The 17,898-nt window shown below is 57.5% G+C and carries 11 protein-coding genes, 2 tRNA genes and 3 rRNA genes; 9 read left to right on the forward strand and 7 right to left on the reverse strand.

What is annotated here, in order from left to right; genetic code table 11:
• Positions 1–103: 103 nt before the first annotated feature.
• Positions 104–790 carry an ArsR/SmtB family transcription factor gene (locus KSS96_RS04125; protein ID WP_017527835.1) on the forward strand — a complete coding sequence of 229 codons (687 nt, stop codon included), beginning with the start codon at positions 104–106 and terminating at the stop codon, positions 788–790.
• Positions 791–832: 42 nt separating this feature from the next.
• On the opposite strand, the gene KSS96_RS04130 is transcribed toward KSS96_RS04125, so the two are convergent.
• Complete coding sequence (locus KSS96_RS04130) at positions 833–1,786, reverse strand: adenosine deaminase (RefSeq protein WP_065879400.1); 954 nt, start codon at positions 1,784–1,786, stop codon at positions 833–835.
• A 193-nt stretch (positions 1,787–1,979) separates the two neighbouring features.
• On the opposite strand from KSS96_RS04130, the gene KSS96_RS04135 reads away from it, so the two are divergent.
• Positions 1,980–3,071 carry a calcium:cation antiporter gene (locus KSS96_RS04135; RefSeq protein ID WP_065879399.1) on the forward strand — a complete coding sequence of 364 codons (1,092 nt, stop codon included), beginning with the start codon at positions 1,980–1,982 and terminating at the stop codon, positions 3,069–3,071.
• Here KSS96_RS04135 and KSS96_RS04140 read toward each other — a convergent pair whose 3' ends face one another.
• From KSS96_RS04140 to KSS96_RS04165, 6 genes are all read right to left on the reverse strand, one after another.
• Positions 3,072–4,427 carry an 8-oxoguanine deaminase gene (locus KSS96_RS04140; RefSeq protein ID WP_017527832.1) on the reverse strand — a complete coding sequence of 452 codons (1,356 nt, stop codon included), beginning with the start codon at positions 4,425–4,427 and terminating at the stop codon, positions 3,072–3,074.
• Between the two features lie 184 nt (positions 4,428–4,611).
• Entirely contained in the window at positions 4,612–5,298 is a 687-nt protein-coding gene (locus KSS96_RS04145; protein WP_017527831.1) for an SDR family oxidoreductase, read from the reverse strand.
• Between the two features lie 43 nt (positions 5,299–5,341).
• Positions 5,342–5,923 (reverse strand): IMPACT family protein, encoded by a 582-nt coding sequence (locus tag KSS96_RS04150; protein ID WP_017527830.1) that lies wholly within the window; start codon positions 5,921–5,923, stop codon positions 5,342–5,344.
• 12 nt (positions 5,924–5,935) lie between these two features.
• Entirely contained in the window at positions 5,936–6,595 is a 660-nt protein-coding gene (locus tag KSS96_RS04155) for a TetR/AcrR family transcriptional regulator (protein WP_017527829.1), read from the reverse strand.
• An 87-nt stretch (positions 6,596–6,682) separates the two neighbouring features.
• Entirely contained in the window at positions 6,683–8,077 is a 1,395-nt protein-coding gene (locus tag KSS96_RS04160; protein ID WP_065879398.1) for a uracil-xanthine permease family protein, read from the reverse strand.
• 87 nt (positions 8,078–8,164) lie between these two features.
• Positions 8,165–9,085 (reverse strand): LysR family transcriptional regulator, encoded by a 921-nt coding sequence (locus KSS96_RS04165; protein ID WP_065879397.1) that lies wholly within the window; start codon positions 9,083–9,085, stop codon positions 8,165–8,167.
• Positions 9,086–9,210: 125 nt separating this feature from the next.
• On the opposite strand from KSS96_RS04165, the gene aptA reads away from it, so the two are divergent.
• From aptA to rrf, 7 genes are all read left to right on the forward strand, one after another.
• Positions 9,211–10,560 carry an omega-aminotransferase AptA gene (gene aptA, locus KSS96_RS04170; protein ID WP_116079073.1) on the forward strand — a complete coding sequence of 450 codons (1,350 nt, stop codon included), beginning with the start codon at positions 9,211–9,213 and terminating at the stop codon, positions 10,558–10,560.
• A gap of 39 nt (positions 10,561–10,599) precedes the next feature.
• The gene (locus KSS96_RS04175; RefSeq protein WP_017527825.1) at positions 10,600–12,093 is read left to right on the forward strand and encodes a CoA-acylating methylmalonate-semialdehyde dehydrogenase; all 1,494 of its coding nucleotides are present in this window, start codon (positions 10,600–10,602) and stop codon (positions 12,091–12,093) included.
• A gap of 571 nt (positions 12,094–12,664) precedes the next feature.
• Positions 12,665–14,201, forward strand: a 16S ribosomal RNA gene (locus tag KSS96_RS04180).
• A gap of 82 nt (positions 14,202–14,283) precedes the next feature.
• Positions 14,284–14,360 (forward strand) — tRNA-Ile (locus KSS96_RS04185).
• 30 nt (positions 14,361–14,390) lie between these two features.
• A tRNA-Ala gene (locus KSS96_RS04190) sits at positions 14,391–14,466 on the forward strand.
• A gap of 234 nt (positions 14,467–14,700) precedes the next feature.
• A 23S ribosomal RNA gene (locus tag KSS96_RS04195) occupies positions 14,701–17,592 on the forward strand.
• 157 nt (positions 17,593–17,749) lie between these two features.
• Positions 17,750–17,865, forward strand: a 5S ribosomal RNA gene (gene rrf / locus KSS96_RS04200).
• Together the 16S, 23S and 5S rRNA genes with 2 tRNA genes alongside form the textbook arrangement of a ribosomal RNA operon.
• Positions 17,866–17,898 lie beyond the last annotated feature (33 nt).

Genomic DNA, 17,898 nt, shown 5'->3' on the forward strand with positions numbered 1-17,898 from the left:
CCTGTCCCTATTCCCGGTGTCAGACGCCACGGAACTGGGGCTTGGCGCACCTATACTTTGGCGCCAACTGCGGTACAAAAATAATTCGACAGGGAGTTAATAGATGGAAGAGGCACCTTGCATCAGTCAGATCGCCAGCTTGCTCGCCGAGCCCAAACGCACCGCCATGCTCTGGTCCTTGATGGACGGCTCGGCCAAGTCATCGCAGGAACTGGCGACAGTGGCCGGGTTGTCGGCGGCCTCGGCCAATGCGCATCTGGCACGGTTGACGGGTAGCGGCTTGCTGCGTGTCGAGGCGCGACGTGGCAAACGGCTGTTTCGCGTGGCGGCCGCCGATGTTTGCGCTGCCATCGACGCCTTGGCCAGTACCACCCTGGCCAGTGCCGCACGCAGCGCGCCGGATGCTTCACCCGCGGTGCTGCTGGCGCCGCCCTCGTTGAGACGGGCGCGACTGTGCCATGGCCACCTCGGTGGCGAAATGGCGGCGGGGCTGTATGAACGGATGATGGCGGCGGGGTGGCTCGAACGTCATGAGCATCGTACCGACGTCACGGTCAAAGGCGCGCATTGCCTGGCGCAGCTGGGCATTTTTACCCAGGCACTGGTATCGCCGCTGGTGTGCGACTGTTTCGACTGGAGCCAGCAGCAACCGCACTTGGGCGGTGCGCTGGGCGCGGGGTTAATGCAATTGTTCCTGCAGTCGAACTGGATCAGCCTGGTCAACGAGTCCCAGGCCGTGCAGGTCAACGAGATCGGCATTCAGGAGATCGCCCGATTGACCCTGCGGTAGGCGCCAGCGCCTTCAGGCGCCCACGCCTACCGTCGGGGCGTGTCAGGGTTTTACGAGGCGCGCATCCAGACTGTTTTGCGCCAGGCGTTTGGCCTGGTCCTGGGTCATGTCCAGCGAGGTGTACAACGCGTGGAAGTTCTCGGTCACGTAACCGCCGAAGTACGCGGGGTCGTCCGAGTTTACCGTCACCTTCACACCACGCTCGAGCATGTCGAGGATGTTGTGCTGGGCCATGTCATCGAACACGCAAAGCTTGGTGTTGGACAGTGGGCACACGGTGAGCGGGATCTGCTCGTCGATGATGCGCTGCATCAGGCGCTCGTCTTCGATGGCACGTACGCCGTGGTCGATACGCTGGATTTTCAGCAGGTCGATGGCTTCCCAGATGTACTCGGGCGGGCCTTCTTCGCCGGCGTGGGCCACGGTGAGGAAGCCTTCATGGCGGGCACGATCGAATACGCGCTGGAACTTGCTCGGTGGGTGGCCCATTTCCGAACTGTCCAGGCCTACGGCCACGAACGCGTCACGGAACGGCAGCGCCTGGTCGAGGGTTTTCTGCGCTTCGTCTTCGCTCAGATGGCGTAGGAAGCTCAGGATCAAACCGCTGGTGATGCCCAGTTGCTGCTCGCCATCTTTAAGCGCAGCGGCGATGCCGTTAAGCACCACTTCAAACGGCACGCCACGGTCGGTGTGGGTTTGCGGGTCGAAGAAGGGTTCGGTGTGGATCACGTTCTGCGCTTTGCAGCGCAGCAGGTAGGCCCAGGTCAGGTCGTAGAAGTCCTGTGACGTGCGCAGTACGTCGGCGCCCTGGTAATACAGGTCGAGAAACTCTTGCAGGTTATTGAAGGCGTAGGCCTTGCGCAGGGTTTCGACGTCATTCCACGGCAGCGCGATTTTGTTGCGTTCAGCCAGGGCGAACAGCAACTCCGGCTCCAGCGAGCCTTCCAGATGCAGGTGCAGTTCAGCCTTGGGCAGGGCGTTGAGCCAATCGTACATGTCTAAATTCTCATCAGGTGCAATGGCGGCATTCTACAGGTCATGGCTGAAATAATCGGCAAAACCTGACCGGCAGGAGAGTATTCGGTTTATTCGCGCAAGGGCGACGTGAACTAAGGTGTAACGAAACGTTAGCAGCGTGGCGCAGTCTCTACCCCATCAATGACTGATTTGGCGTTTGAAAAGGCCCGTAATGCTCACACTCCTCAAGCAAGAAAAATTCATGCTGCTGGCGCTGATTGCCGCCATCGCCGCTTATCCGCTGGAGCACTGGATGCTGCACAGCGGGCAGATAGTGGCGCTGTTGGCCGGTGTGGCGTTGATCGCTTTTATTGTGGTTGCGTCAATGCGTGTGGCGCATCACGCCGAGCAACTGGCGGAAAAAGTCGGTGACCCCTACGGCACCATGATCCTGACCCTCGCGGCGGTGTTGGTGGAAGTGGTGATCCTGGCGATCATGATGAGTAACGAGCCGTCGCCGACCTTGGTGCGCGACACCATCTATTCGGCGGTGATGCTGGATATCAACGGCATCCTCGGCCTGGCCGCGTTGATGGGTGGCATCAAACATGGCGAACAGTCCTACAACGATGATTCAGCACGCACCTACAGCGTGATGATTCTCACCGCCATGGGCGTATCGATGGTGGTGCCGGAATTTATCCCCGAAGCCGACTGGAAAATTTACTCGGCCTTCACCATTGGCGCGATGGTGGTGCTCTATACCTTGTTCCTGCGCATGCAGGTGGGGCCCCACAGTTATTTCTTCAGCTATAGCTACCCGGAAAAACGCCGCAAAAAACTGCCGGAAGAAGAACAGGAAACGCCGGTGAACCTCGCGTTTTCCATCGGCACTCTGGTGTTTGGCGTGATCGTGATTGGCGCGCTGGCCGAGGTGATGTCCAAGACCCTCGACCTGGGCCTGGAAGGCACGGGCGCACCGCCGGTGATCACGGCGATTGTGGTGGCGGCTATTTCGGCCGCGCCGGAGATTCTGACCGCGCTACGCGCCGCACTCGCCAACCGCATGCAGTCGGTGGTGAATATTGCGCTGGGCGCGTCGCTGTCGACGGTGATTTTGACCGTGCCGGTGATGGAGGCCATGGCGCTCTATACCGGCCAGCCGTTCCAGATGGCGATGACGCCGGTGCAAACGGTGATGGTGTTTATCACGTTGATCGTCAGTGCGATCAACCTCAACGATGGCGAAACCAACGCCATCGAAGGGATGACCCATTTTGTGCTGTTTGCGACCTTTATCATGTTGTCGCTGCTGGGCGTGTAGTCAGCCTGCAATCAGGTGTCGCGCGGCCTGGGTGTGATCGGCGATCAAGCCTTTGAGGTCCAGGCCTTCGACCTGGCCATCGACCACGCGCCATTTGCCCGCAATCATCACCCGATCGGCTCGGTCGGCGCCGCACAACAGCAGCGCCGAAATCGGGTCATGACTGCCGGAGAAGCGCAGCTCATCAAGCTTGAACAGCGCCAGGTCGGCCTGTTTGCCCACAGCCAATTCGCCGATATCCGTACGTCCCAGCAATTGCGCCGAGCCTTTGGTGGCCCAGCCCAGTACGCCTTCGGGAGTAATTTTTTCTGCGCCATAACGCAGGCGCTGAATGTACAGGGCCTGACGCGCTTCGAGGATCATGTTCGAGGCATCATTGGACGCAGACCCATCCACGCCAATACCGATAGGCGCGCCGGCAGCGAGCAAATCCAAGGTAGGGCAGATGCCGGAGGCCAGGCGCATATTCGAACTCGGGCAATGGCAGACACCGGTGCCGGCAGCGCCAAGGCGCGCAATTTCATCCGGGTTGAAGTGAATGCCATGCGCGAGCCAGGTGCGCGGGCCGAGCCAGCCGACGCTGTCGAGGTAATCCACGGTGCGCAGGCCGAAGCGTTGCAGGCAGAAGTCTTCCTCATCGAGGGTTTCCGCCAAGTGGGTGTGCAGGCGCACATCAAGGCTGCTGGCCATCTCGGCGCTGGCGCGCATGATTTCGGCAGTGACTGAAAACGGTGAGCAGGGCGCCAGGGCAATCTGGATCTGCGCCCCGTCGTCCCGCTCATGGTATTGGCGGATCAGCCGTTGACTGTCGTCGAGGATCACCTGGCCTTGCTGCACCGTCTGCTGGGGCGGCAAGCCGCCGTCCGCTTCGCCCAGGCTCATGGAGCCCCGGGTGAGCATCGCGCGCATGCCCAATTCGCGCACGCTGGCGACTTGTACATCGATGGCGTTTTCCAGCCCATCGGGGAACAGGTAGTGGTGGTCGGCCGCCGTGGTGCAACCTGAGAGCAGCAACTCGGCCAGCGCGACTTTGCTGGCCAGGGCGAGTTTTTCCGGGGTCAGGCGTGCCCATACCGGGTACAGGGTTTTGAGCCACGGGAACAACGGCTGGTTGACCACCGGCGCCCAGGCACGGGTGAGGGTTTGGTAAAAGTGATGGTGGGTGTTGATCAACCCCGGAAGGACCACATGCTCACGGGCATCGAACACCTGTGTGCAGGGCTGCGTGGGGACTTGCCCGTGGGCCAGCACTTGGGTGATCACACGGTCTTGCAGCACCAGGCCGCCACGCGCGTCGAGGCCATTGGCGGTGAAAATCGCGAGGGGGTTTTTTAACCAGATACGGGTCGCAGGCATTGGCCGGCTCCTCTGAATGATGGGTTCAGGTTTGCCAGCTCAGTGTTGCCCTGTCTGCTGATCCAGGGTCGCCGGGAAGGGCGAGATGCTTAGACTACGTGTAGTTCGAGGTCTGGTCTAGATGTAGGAAAGCGGATACGGCCAGTGTGGGAGCGGCTTGCTCCCACCGTCTGCCCCGTGGTGTTTACCAGGCGATGGTGTCGCCTTTGTAGTCCACGAAGTGATGGCCGCCTTTGCCGGTGTAGGCGTTCACTTGGTCGACCAGGCCGCGCACGCTGGTGTCGACATCGATGTGCGCGTCTTCACCACCCATGTCGGTTTTGACCCAGCCCGGGTGCATCGACAGGACGGTGAGCTTATGGTCGCCGAGTTGGGTGATGAAACTGTTGGTCATCGAGTTGAGCGCGGCCTTGCTGGCCTTGTACAGCGCCAGGTCCGAACCGTCGGGGATGGTCACGCTACCCAGCACTGAACTCATGAAGGCCAGTACGCCGCTGTTTTTGCGGATCTGCCCGACAAAGCGCTGTGCCAGGTTGATCGGCGCCACGGCGTTGGTGAAAAACAGCTGGCCGACTTCGGCCAACGTAGCGTGGCCGGGCTCCTGGTTGGCGGGGCCTTTTACCCCTGCGTTGACGAACAGCAGGTCAAAGGTGCGCTCCTTGAGGCGCAGGGCCAGGGCGATCACGGCTTGCTGATCGTCCATGTCGAGTTTCTCGATCTGCACCGGGCCCACGGCTTTCAGGGCATCGGCCTTGCTTGGGTCACGCACGGTGGCGGTCACGTCCCAGCCGTCCTGGAGCAGTTGCTTGACCAGGCCAAGGCCCAGCCCGCGCGAGGCGCCGATGATCAATGCGGTTTTTGGCGTAGACATGAAAAGCTTCCTTTGGCGTCGAGGTTCAGAGGGGCAAGCAGTTTCAACGTTGCAGCAGGATACGCCCACGGCTCAAGTCGGCAAGCTGGGTTTGCAGCGTATCGATGTGGGCGGCGCCCAGGGCCAGTTGCAGTTCCACACCGTTGGCGGTGAAGTTTTCCTGCACCACCAGCCCGCCCAGTTCGGCGACGCGCAGTTTCACCAGGTTCAATTCGGAAAACCCACAGGCGCAGCTCAACGGCACGCGGCTGATCAGCTCGATGCGTTCGGCGTTTTGCAGGCATTTATTTGCACCGCCACCGTAGGCGCGGGCCAGGCCGCCGGTGCCCAATTGGATGCCGCCGTACCAACGGATCACCAGCACCGCGACTTGATCGAACCCCTGGGCCTCGATGGCTGCCAGGATCGGCCGGCCGGCCGTGCCGCCGGGTTCGCCATCGTCATTGCTGCGGTATTGATCGGCCAGCTTCCAGGCCCAGCAATTGTGCGTGGCGTTCAGGTCGCTGTGCTGCTCGAAAAACGCCTGGGCGTCCTGCGGGCTGGTGATGGGGGCGGCGAGGGTGATAAAGCGGCTTTTGCGTATTTCTTCACGAAATTCGCAACAGCCTGTGAGCGTGAAAGACATAGGTTGCTTCGTCTAGAGGGCCGGCTTGATGCCGCAGCCTTTGAGAATGATGTGGATCAGGTTGGTGCCGGCGTCTTCCATGTCTTGCTTGGTCAGTTTGGTGCGACCGGTGACGCGGCATATCTGGGTCGCGAAGTCGGCGTAGTGCTGGGTGCTGCCCCACAGCAGAAAGATCAGGTGCACGGGGTCGATGGGGTCCATCTTGCCCGCATCGATCCAGGCTTGGAACACCGCGGCGCGGCCGCTGAACCAGGCGCGGTAGTCCTGGCTGAAATATTCGGTAAGGCATTCGCCACCGCTGATGATCTCCATGGCGAAGATGCGCGACGCCTGGGGTTGGCGCCGCGAGAACTCCATCTTGGTGCGGATGTAGCGGGTAAGCGCTAGCGCAGGGTCGTCCTCGGCGGTCAGTGTGTTGAAGGTGCTGTCCCACAGTTCGAGGATATTGCTGAGCACTGCGATATACAGGCCCAGCTTGTTGGTGAAGTAGTAATGCAAGTTGGCCTTGGGCAGCCCGGCACTCGCGGCGATGGTGTTCATGCTGGTGCCTTTGTAGCCATGGCGCGCGAACTCATCTTCAGCCGCCTGCAGAATCGCTTGTTCGTTCTTTTGCCGAATGCGGCTGGCGGGTTTACCGGCGTGGTTGCTATGGGCAGGAACTTCGAGGCTCATGGAGATTACCGTGCTGATCGATAGAGACGACGTGTGCACAGATAACCCACCCTCAAGCCCCAGACAAGTCCCGATGCAATAAAACCGTCAAAGCGATTCCAGTGTGTCGCTCTCCGGCGCGTGGTTTGCGCCCGCGTGGGCCGCGTTGGCTTCCGGCAACAAGAGGCACAACACAATGGCGGTCAGGCCGCCGCTGGTGATGGCGGAGTCGAACAGGTTCTGGACCAATGTCGGCATCAGGTGCAACAGGTTCGGTTGGGCTGCGATGCCCAGGCCGACGCCGAACGAGGTAGCGATGATCAGCATGCTGCGTCGGTCCAACGGTGCCTGGGCGAGGATGCGCACGCCGGCGGCGGCCACGCTGCCGAACATCACCAGGGTTGCGCCGCCCAATACCGGTTTGGGAATTTGCTGCAGCACGGCACCGATCAACGGAAACAAGCCGAGACAAAACAGCACCACACCGATGTATAAACCCACATAACGGCTGGCCACTCCGGTGAGTTGGATCACGCCGTTATTCTGCGCAAAAGTGGTGTTGGGGAAGGCGCTGAAGGTGGCGGCGATCATACAGCTCACGCCATCGCCCAGCACGCCACCTTTGAGCCGGCTTATATAGGAGGGGCCGCTGATGGGCTGTCGGGCGATCATGCAGTTGGCGGTGAGGTCACCGACGGTTTCGATGCTGCTGATCAGATAAATCAGCGCGATCGGTAGGAAGGCGCTCCAGTCGAAGTTGAACCCGAAGCGAAATGGGATTGGCAGGCTGACCCAAGGCAAGTCGGGCAGGGCCTGGGGCACCAGTTTTCCGCTGAGCCAGGCGGCGAGGCTACCGAGGGCCAGGCCGATGATAATGGCTGAAAGGCGCACCCAAGGTGTGTTCGAGCGGTTGAGGAGGATGATCGTCAACACCACGAACAAGCCCAAGGCCAGATTGGTGGGAGCGCCGAAGTCGGGGGCATTGAAGCCGCCGCCGAGGTCGGTGATGCCGACTTTGATCAGGCTGATGCCGATCAACGTAATCACGATGCCGGTGACCAGTGGCGTGATCACGCGGCGTAGTTGGCCGATGAAACGGCTCAGTACGATCTGCACCGCCGCGCCGAAAAAGCACACGCCGAAGATCATCGCCATGATGTCTTCCGGGCTGCCGCCACGTTGTTTCACCAAAAAGCCCGCTGACAGCACGGCGCCGAGGAACGCAAAACTGGTGCCTTGCAGGCAGATCATTCCGGCGCCTATCCCAAATGGCCTGCGCGCCTGGATGAAGGTGCCAACACCCGACACCATCAACGCCATGCTGATCAGGTAGGGCAAATGGGCTGCCAGGCCCAGAGTGGAACCAATGATAAGTGGCGGCGTGATAATGCCGACAAAAGCGGCCAGCACATGTTGCAGTGCGGCCAAAAAGGCCGGGGCGGGTTTGGGACGGTCGTTGAGGCCGTAGATCAGGTCGCTGGGGCTGGAGGATTCAGGTGTCATGGTGGGCAAACTCGTGGAGGACGGTTCAAGTGCCATGTGCCCTGCAAAAAGCTGTCCAGTTGCTCAGCTTTTTGTGCGAGGCCCGAGTTAGCGCGTTGCGGCCAGACTTTCCAGGAAGCTCTCCAGCACCAAATGAGGGCGGCGGCCCTTGCGCGTGACCGATGCCAGGCTTAAATCGTAAAAACGCGTAGCCGGTTTCAGCGCGCGCAGTCGTCCTTGTTGGACCCATAGGCTGGCATAGTGGTCGGGCAAGTAGCCGATATAGCGGCCGGTGAGGATCAGGAACGCCATGCCTTCGCGGTCCGAGGCGCTGGCGGTGCAGTTGAGCGCCTGGTAGTGGGCCTGGATCTCGGCAGGCAAGCGAAACGTGGGGGCGATGGCGTCCTGGCTGTCGATGCGTTCGTCGTCCAGTTGCTTGTCGTCAGCGTAAAACAACGGGTGACCGACCGCGCAGTAGAGCAGCGAGCGTTCGCTGTACAGCGGCTGGTACTCCAGCCCCGACAAGGCGCTGGCCTGCGGCACTACGCCGACATGCAGGCGACCATCGAGTACGCCTTGTTCGACTTCATTGGGGGCGATCATGCGGATCTGGATTTGCACGTCCGGGCCGCGCTCTTTCAACTGCGCCAAGGCGTGGGTGATGCGCATATGGGGCAGGGTCACCAGGTTGTCGGTGAGGCCAATGATCAGCTCGCCGCGCAAATGCTGGTGGAGGCCGTTGACCTCGGTGCGAAAGCTTTCCAACGCGCTTAACAGTTGCAGGGCGGACTGGTAGACCTCGCGGCCTTCTTCGGTGAGTGAGAACCCGGCTCGGCCGCGTTGGCAGAGCCGCAGACCGAGGCGTTGCTCAAGGTCGCTCATTTGTTGACTGATGGCCGAGCGGCCAATGCCGAGCACGGTCTCCGCCGCCGAGAAGCCGCCACACTCCACTACACTGCGAAAGATGCGCAGCAGGCGAATATCGAAGTCGCTGACTTGGGCCAGGGGATCGGGTCGGCGGCTGCTCATAGTTTAGTAGTGGCCTGACTGAAGGTTAGAAGAGTTGGATTTCACCGACTTTATCCCCGTGGCAATTTAGCTGCAACTACGCTTTTCAATCCCGACGCTGCCTTCTGCCCTGCGAGGTTTTGCTGATGAACATGCATGAAAACGCCCCATCGTCCCTGGCCAGCCAACTGAAGTTGGATGCGCACTGGATGCCTTACACCGCCAACCGTAACTTCCAGCGTGACCCGCGCCTGATCGTGGCCGCCGAAGGCAGCTGGCTGACGGATGACAAGGGCCGCAAGGTCTACGACTCGTTGTCGGGCCTTTGGACATGCGGTGCCGGGCATACGCGCAAGGAAATCCAGGAGGCGGTGGCCAAGCAATTGGGTACCCTGGATTACTCGCCGGGCTTCCAATACGGTCATCCGTTGTCCTTCCAGTTGGCGGAAAAGATTACCGACCTGACCCCAGGCAGCCTGAACCACGTGTTCTTCACCGACTCCGGTTCCGAGTGCGCCGATACGGCGGTGAAAATGGTGCGTGCCTACTGGCGCCTGAAAGGGCAGGCCACCAAGACCAAGATGATCGGTCGTGCCCGTGGTTACCACGGCGTGAACATCGCCGGCACCAGCCTGGGCGGGGTCAATGGCAACCGTAAGTTGTTTGGCCAGGCGATGATGGATGTTGATCATCTGCCGCACACCTTGCTGGCGAGCAATGCCTTTTCCCGTGGCATGCCGGAGCAGGGTGGTATTGCCTTGGCCGATGAGTTGCTTAAGCTGATCGAGCTGCACGACGCTTCCAACATCGCGGCAGTGTTTGTCGAGCCGATGGCCGGTTCCGCTGGTGTGTTGGTGCCGCCACAGGGTTATCTCAAGCGTCTGCGCGAGATCTGCGATCAGCACAACATCCTTTTGGTGTTCGATGAAGTCATCACTGGTTTCGGCCGTACCGGGTCGATGTTCGGTGCCGATAGCTTCGGCGTGACGCCGGATTTGATGTGCATCGCCAAGCAAGTCACCAACGGCGCGATCCCGATGGGCGCGGTGATTGCCAGCAGTGAGATCTACCAGACCTTCATGAACCAGGCGACGCCGGAATACGCGGTGGAATTCCCTCACGGCTATACCTACTCGGCCCACCCGGTGGCGTGCGCGGCCGGCCTGGCGGCATTGGACTTGTTGCAGAAGGAAAACCTGGTGCAGAGCGTAGCCGAAGTCGCCCCGCACTTTGAGAATGCACTGCATGGCTTGAAGGGCAGCAAGAACGTGATCGACATTCGCAATTACGGCCTGGCCGGCGCGATCCAGATTGCCCCGCGCGACGGTGATGCCATCGTGCGTCCGTTCGAGGCCGGCATGGCCTTATGGAAAGCCGGTTTCTACGTGCGTTTTGGCGGGGACACCCTGCAGTTCGGGCCAACCTTCAACAGCAAGCCGCAGGACCTGGATCGCCTGTTCGATGCGGTCGGCGAAGTGCTGAACAAGATCGACTGATTTCTCCTTCTATATAGAACAACTTTTCAGGAGCCCTGCATGAGCCTTATCCAACACTTGATCAACGGCGAATTGGTCAATGACAGCGGTCGCAGTGCCGACGTGTACAACCCGTCCACCGGCCAGGTGATTCATCAAGTGCCGTTGGCCAGCCGTGACACCATTCAGCGTGCAATCGACTCCGCCAAGGCGGCTTTCCCGGCGTGGCGCAATACGCCGCCAGCCAAGCGTGCCCAGGTGATGTTTCGTTTCAAGCAGTTGCTGGAGCAGAACGAAGCGCGTATCTCGCAGTTGATCAGCGAGGAGCACGGCAAGACTCTGGAAGATGCGGCTGGCGAGTTGAAGCGCGGGATCGAGAACGTGGAGTACGCGTGTTCGGCGCCGGAGATTCTTAAAGGCGAGTACAGCCGTAACGTCGGGCCAAATATTGATGCCTGGTCGGATTTCCAACCGTTGGGTGTGGTGGCAGGTATTACCCCGTTCAACTTCCCGGCGATGGTGCCGTTGTGGATGTATCCGCTGGCGATCGTGTGCGGTAACTGCTTCATTCTCAAGCCTTCGGAGCGTGATCCGAGCTCGACGCTGTTGATCGCGCAATTGCTGCAGGAGGCCGGCTTGCCCAAAGGCGTGCTGAGCGTGGTACACGGCGACAAGGGCGCGGTGGATGCCTTGATCGAGGCGCCGGAAGTGAAAGCGCTGAGTTTTGTAGGCTCGACGCCGATTGCCGAGTACATCTATTCGGAGGCGACCAAGCGTGGCAAGCGCGTTCAGGCGCTGGGTGGGGCGAAGAACCATGCGGTGCTGATGCCGGATGCGGACCTGGACAATGCGGTGAGTGCCTTGATGGGCGCGGCATATGGTTCCTGCGGCGAGCGGTGCATGGCGATCTCGGTGGCTGTGTGTGTAGGTGACCAGGTGGCGGATGCGTTGATTGCCAAGCTGGTACCGCAGGTCAAGGCGCTGAAGATTGGTGCGGGTACGTCATGCGGGCTGGATATGGGGCCGCTGGTGACGGGGCAGGCGCGGGATAAGGTCAGTGGCTATATAGAAGACGGTGTGGCGGCGGGTGCTGAACTGGTCGTCGACGGTCGAGGCTTGAGTGTTGCGGGGCATGAAGACGGGTTCTTCCTCGGCGGCAGCCTGTTTGATCGTGTGACCCCTGAGATGCGCATCTATAAGGAAGAAATCTTCGGGCCGGTATTGTGCGTAGTCCGGGTGGACAGCCTGGAAGCGGCGATGCAGTTGATCAATGATCACGAATATGGCAACGGTACCTGCATCTTCACCCGCGACGGTGAAGCGGCGCGTCTGTTCTGTGATGAGATTGAAGTAGGTATGGTGGGGGTGAATGTGCCTTTGCCGGTGCCGGTGGCCTATCACAGCTTTGGTGGTTGGAAGCGTTCGCTGTTTGGCGATTTGCATGCGTATGGGCCGGATGGGGTGCGCTTCTATACGCGCCGCAAGGCGATTACCCAGCGTTGGCCGCAACGGGCCAGCCATGAAGCGTCGCAATTCGCGTTCCCCAGCTTGTAAGGCTCGGTAGCCAGAAGGCCGGCCCTTTGGGGCCGGCTTTTGCGTTTCTGGGCTTTTTTGGTCCATATGACAGAAATATGAAAAAGAAGGTTGACGCCAGATTCTGGAAGCCTATAATTCGCCCCACTTCCGGCGCAGTCGAAACGGAAAACTCCTTGGTAAACAATGAGTTACGCAGTTTTCGGCAGCAAGTTGCTTCAGTTCATCGAAGCCAAAAGGAAGTTGAAAAAGAGGTGTTGACAGCAGCGTGTAACGCTGTAGAATTCGCCTCCCGCTGACGAGAGATCGGAAGCGCAAGTGGTTGAAGTTGTTGAGGAAATCTTCGAAAGCTTCTGAAAATAACCGCTTGACAGCAAATGAGGCTGCTGTAGAATGCGCGCCTCGGTTGAGACGAAAGCTCTTAACCAACCGCTCTTTAACAACTGAATCAAGCAATTCGTGTGGGTGCTTGTGGAGTCAGACTGATAGTCAACAAGATTATCAGCATCACAAGTTACTCCGCGAGAAATCAAAGATGTAACCAACGATTGCTGAGCCAAGTTTAGGGTTTCTTAAAAACCCAAAGATGTTTGAACTGAAGAGTTTGATCATGGCTCAGATTGAACGCTGGCGGCAGGCCTAACACATGCAAGTCGAGCGGTAGAGAGAAGCTTGCTTCTCTTGAGAGCGGCGGACGGGTGAGTAATGCCTAGGAATCTGCCTGGTAGTGGGGGATAACGTTCGGAAACGGACGCTAATACCGCATACGTCCTACGGGAGAAAGCAGGGGACCTTCGGGCCTTGCGCTATCAGATGAGCCTAGGTCGGATTAGCTAGTTGGTGAGGTAATGGCTCACCAAGGCGACGATCCGTAACTGGTCTGAGAGGATGATCAGTCACACTGGAACTGAGACACGGTCCAGACTCCTACGGGAGGCAGCAGTGGGGAATATTGGACAATGGGCGAAAGCCTGATCCAGCCATGCCGCGTGTGTGAAGAAGGTCTTCGGATTGTAAAGCACTTTAAGTTGGGAGGAAGGGCAGTTACCTAATACGTGATTGTTTTGACGTTACCGACAGAATAAGCACCGGCTAACTCTGTGCCAGCAGCCGCGGTAATACAGAGGGTGCAAGCGTTAATCGGAATTACTGGGCGTAAAGCGCGCGTAGGTGGTTTGTTAAGTTGGATGTGAAATCCCCGGGCTCAACCTGGGAACTGCATTCAAAACTGACTGACTAGAGTATGGTAGAGGGTGGTGGAATTTCCTGTGTAGCGGTGAAATGCGTAGATATAGGAAGGAACACCAGTGGCGAAGGCGACCACCTGGACTGATACTGACACTGAGGTGCGAAAGCGTGGGGAGCAAACAGGATTAGATACCCTGGTAGTCCACGCCGTAAACGATGTCAACTAGCCGTTGGGAGCCTTGAGCTCTTAGTGGCGCAGCTAACGCATTAAGTTGACCGCCTGGGGAGTACGGCCGCAAGGTTAAAACTCAAATGAATTGACGGGGGCCCGCACAAGCGGTGGAGCATGTGGTTTAATTCGAAGCAACGCGAAGAACCTTACCAGGCCTTGACATCCAATGAACTTTCTAGAGATAGATTGGTGCCTTCGGGAACATTGAGACAGGTGCTGCATGGCTGTCGTCAGCTCGTGTCGTGAGATGTTGGGTTAAGTCCCGTAACGAGCGCAACCCTTGTCCTTAGTTACCAGCACGTCATGGTGGGCACTCTAAGGAGACTGCCGGTGACAAACCGGAGGAAGGTGGGGATGACGTCAAGTCATCATGGCCCTTACGGCCTGGGCTACACACGTGCTACAATGGTCGGTACAGAGGGTTGCCAAGCCGCGAGGTGGAGCTAATCCCATAAAACCGATCGTAGTCCGGATCGCAGTCTGCAACTCGACTGCGTGAAGTCGGAATCGCTAGTAATCGCGAATCAGAATGTCGCGGTGAATACGTTCCCGGGCCTTGTACACACCGCCCGTCACACCATGGGAGTGGGTTGCACCAGAAGTAGCTAGTCTAACCTTCGGGAGGACGGTTACCACGGTGTGATTCATGACTGGGGTGAAGTCGTAACAAGGTAGCCGTAGGGGAACCTGCGGCTGGATCACCTCCTTAATCGACGACATCAGCTGCTCCATAAGTTCCCACACGAATTGCTTGATTCATTGAAGAAGACGATAAGAAGCAGCCCGAAATTGGGTCTGTAGCTCAGTTGGTTAGAGCGCACCCCTGATAAGGGTGAGGTCGGCAGTTCGAATCTGCCCAGACCCACCAATTTTGTGTGGGAAACGCCTGTAGAAATATGGGGCCATAGCTCAGCTGGGAGAGCGCCTGCCTTGCACGCAGGAGGTCAACGGTTCGATCCCGTTTGGCTCCACCACTACTGCTTCTGACGTATGAAAGCTTAGAAATGAGCATTCCATCCTAGCGATGGTGAATGTTGATTTCTAGTCTTTGATTAGATCGTTCTTTAAAAATTTGGGTATGTGATAGAAAGATAGACTGAACGTTACTTTCACTGGTAACGGATCAGGCTAAGGTAAAATTTGTGAGTGATTACAGATTTTCGGCGAATGTCGTCTTCACAGTATAACCAGATTGCTTGGGGTTATATGGTCAAGTGAAGAAGCGCATACGGTGGATGCCTTGGCAGTCAGAGGCGATGAAAGACGTGGTAGCCTGCGAAAAGCTTCGGGGAGTCGGCAAACAGACTTTGATCCGGAGATGTCTGAATGGGGGAACCCAGCCATCATAAGATGGTTATCTTGTACTGAATACATAGGTGCAAGAGGCGAACCAGGGGAACTGAAACATCTAAGTACCCTGAGGAAAAGAAATCAACCGAGATTCCCTTAGTAGTGGCGAGCGAACGGGGACTAGCCCTTAAGTGGCTTTGAGATTAGCGGAACGCTCTGGAAAGTGCGGCCATAGTGGGTGATAGCCCTGTACGCGAAAATCTCTTAGTCATGAAATCGAGTAGGACGGAGCACGAGAAACTTTGTCTGAATATGGGGGGACCATCCTCCAAGGCTAAATACTACTGACTGACCGATAGTGAACTAGTACCGTGAGGGAAAGGCGAAAAGAACCCCGGAGAGGGGAGTGAAATAGATCCTGAAACCGTATGCGTACAAGCAGTGGGAGCCCACTTTGTTGGGTGACTGCGTACCTTTTGTATAATGGGTCAGCGACTTATTTTCAGTGGCGAGCTTAACCGAATAGGGGAGGCGTAGCGAAAGCGAGTCTTAATAGGGCGTCTAGTCGCTGGGAATAGACCCGAAACCGGGCGATCTATCCATGGGCAGGTTGAAGGTTGGGTAACACTAACTGGAGGACCGAACCGACTACCGTTGAAAAGTTAGCGGATGACCTGTGGATCGGAGTGAAAGGCTAATCAAGCTCGGAGATAGCTGGTTCTCCTCGAAAGCTATTTAGGTAGCGCCTCATGTATCACTGTAGGGGGTAGAGCACTGTTTCGGCTAGGGGGTCATCCCGACTTACCAAACCGATGCAAACTCCGAATACCTACAAGTGCCGAGCATGGGAGACACACGGCGGGTGCTAACGTCCGTCGTGAAAAGGGAAACAACCCAGACCGTCAGCTAAGGTCCCAAAGTTATGGTTAAGTGGGAAACGATGTGGGAAGGCTTAGACAGCTAGGAGGTTGGCTTAGAAGCAGCCACCCTTTAAAGAAAGCGTAATAGCTCACTAGTCGAGTCGGCCTGCGCGGAAGATGTAACGGGGCTCAAACCATACACCGAAGCTACGGGTATCACGTAAGTGATGCGGTAGAGGAGCGTTCTGTAAGCCTGTGAAGGTGAGTTGAGAAGCTTGCTGGAGGTATCAGAAGTGCGAATGCTGACATGAGTAACGACAATGGGTGTGAAAAACACCCACGCCGAAAGACCAAGGTTTCCTGCGCAACGTTAATCGACGCAGGGTTAGTCGGTCCCTAAGGCGAGGCTGAAAAGCGTAGTCGATGGAAAACAGGTTAATATTCCTGTACTTCTGGTTATTGCGATGGAGGGACGGAGAAGGCTAGGCCAGCTTGGCGTTGGTTGTCCAAGTTTAAGGTGGTAGGCTGGAATCTTAGGTAAATCCGGGATTCTAAGGCCGAGAGCTGATGACGAGCTAACTTTTAGTTAGCGAAGTGGTTGATGCCATGCTTCCAAGAAAAGCTTCTAAGCTTCAGGTAACCAGGAACCGTACCCCAAACCGACACAGGTGGTTGGGTAGAGAATACCAAGGCGCTTGAGAGAACTCGGGTGAAGGAACTAGGCAAAATGGCACCGTAACTTCGGGAGAAGGTGCGCCGGTGAGGGTGAAGGACTTGCTCCGTAAGCCCATGCCGGTCGAAGATACCAGGCCGCTGCGACTGTTTATTAAAAACACAGCACTCTGCAAACACGAAAGTGGACGTATAGGGTGTGACGCCTGCCCGGTGCCGGAAGGTTAATTGATGGGGTTAGCTAACGCGAAGCTCTTGATCGAAGCCCCGGTAAACGGCGGCCGTAACTATAACGGTCCTAAGGTAGCGAAATTCCTTGTCGGGTAAGTTCCGACCTGCACGAATGGCGTAACGATGGCGGCGCTGTCTCCACCCGAGACTCAGTGAAATTGAAATCGCTGTGAAGATGCAGTGTATCCGCGGCTAGACGGAAAGACCCCGTGAACCTTTACTATAGCTTTGCACTGGACTTTGAATTTGCTTGTGTAGGATAGGTGGGAGGCTTTGAAGCGTGGACGCCAGTCTGCGTGGAGCCAACCTTGAAATACCACCCTGGCAACTTTGAGGTTCTAACTCAGGTCCGTTATCCGGATCGAGGACAGTGTATGGTGGGTAGTTTGACTGGGGCGGTCTCCTCCTAAAGAGTAACGGAGGAGTACGAAGGTGCGCTCAGACCGGTCGGAAATCGGTCGTAGAGTATAAAGGCAAAAGCGCGCTTGACTGCGAGACAGACACGTCGAGCAGGTACGAAAGTAGGTCTTAGTGATCCGGTGGTTCTGTATGGAAGGGCCATCGCTCAACGGATAAAAGGTACTCCGGGGATAACAGGCTGATACCGCCCAAGAGTTCATATCGACGGCGGTGTTTGGCACCTCGATGTCGGCTCATCACATCCTGGGGCTGAAGCCGGTCCCAAGGGTATGGCTGTTCGCCATTTAAAGTGGTACGCGAGCTGGGTTTAGAACGTCGTGAGACAGTTCGGTCCCTATCTGCCGTGGACGTTTGAGATTTGAGAGGGGCTGCTCCTAGTACGAGAGGACCGGAGTGGACGAACCTCTGGTGTTCCGGTTGTCACGCCAGTGGCATTGCCGGGTAGCTATGTTCGGAATAGATAACCGCTGAAAGCATCTAAGCGGGAAACTAGCCTCAAGATGAGATCTCACTGGAACCTTGAGTTCCCTGAAGGGCCGTCGAAGACTACGACGTTGATAGGTTGGGTGTGTAAGCGCTGTGAGGCGTTGAGCTAACCAATACTAATTGCCCGTGAGGCTTGACCATATAACACCCAAGCAATTTGACTACTCGAAAGAGCATCAGATTGCGGTGTGTGAAGACGAAACGAACCGAAAGTTTGTAACTCACAAAACACCGACTGCTGTCACATACCCAATTTGCTGAAGCGAGGCCATCTGGTCACGAGTCAGTACCCGAATTTCTTGACGACCATAGAGCATTGGAACCACCTGATCCCATCCCGAACTCAGCAGTGAAACGATGCATCGCCGATGGTAGTGTGGGGTTTCCCCATGTGAGAGTAGGTCATCGTCAAGATTAAATTCCAAAACCCCATTTGCGAAAGCAGAT

The sequence above is a fragment of the Pseudomonas asgharzadehiana genome (assembly GCF_019139815.1).
In the GTDB taxonomy this organism is placed as follows: domain Bacteria; phylum Pseudomonadota; class Gammaproteobacteria; order Pseudomonadales; family Pseudomonadaceae; genus Aquipseudomonas; species Aquipseudomonas asgharzadehiana.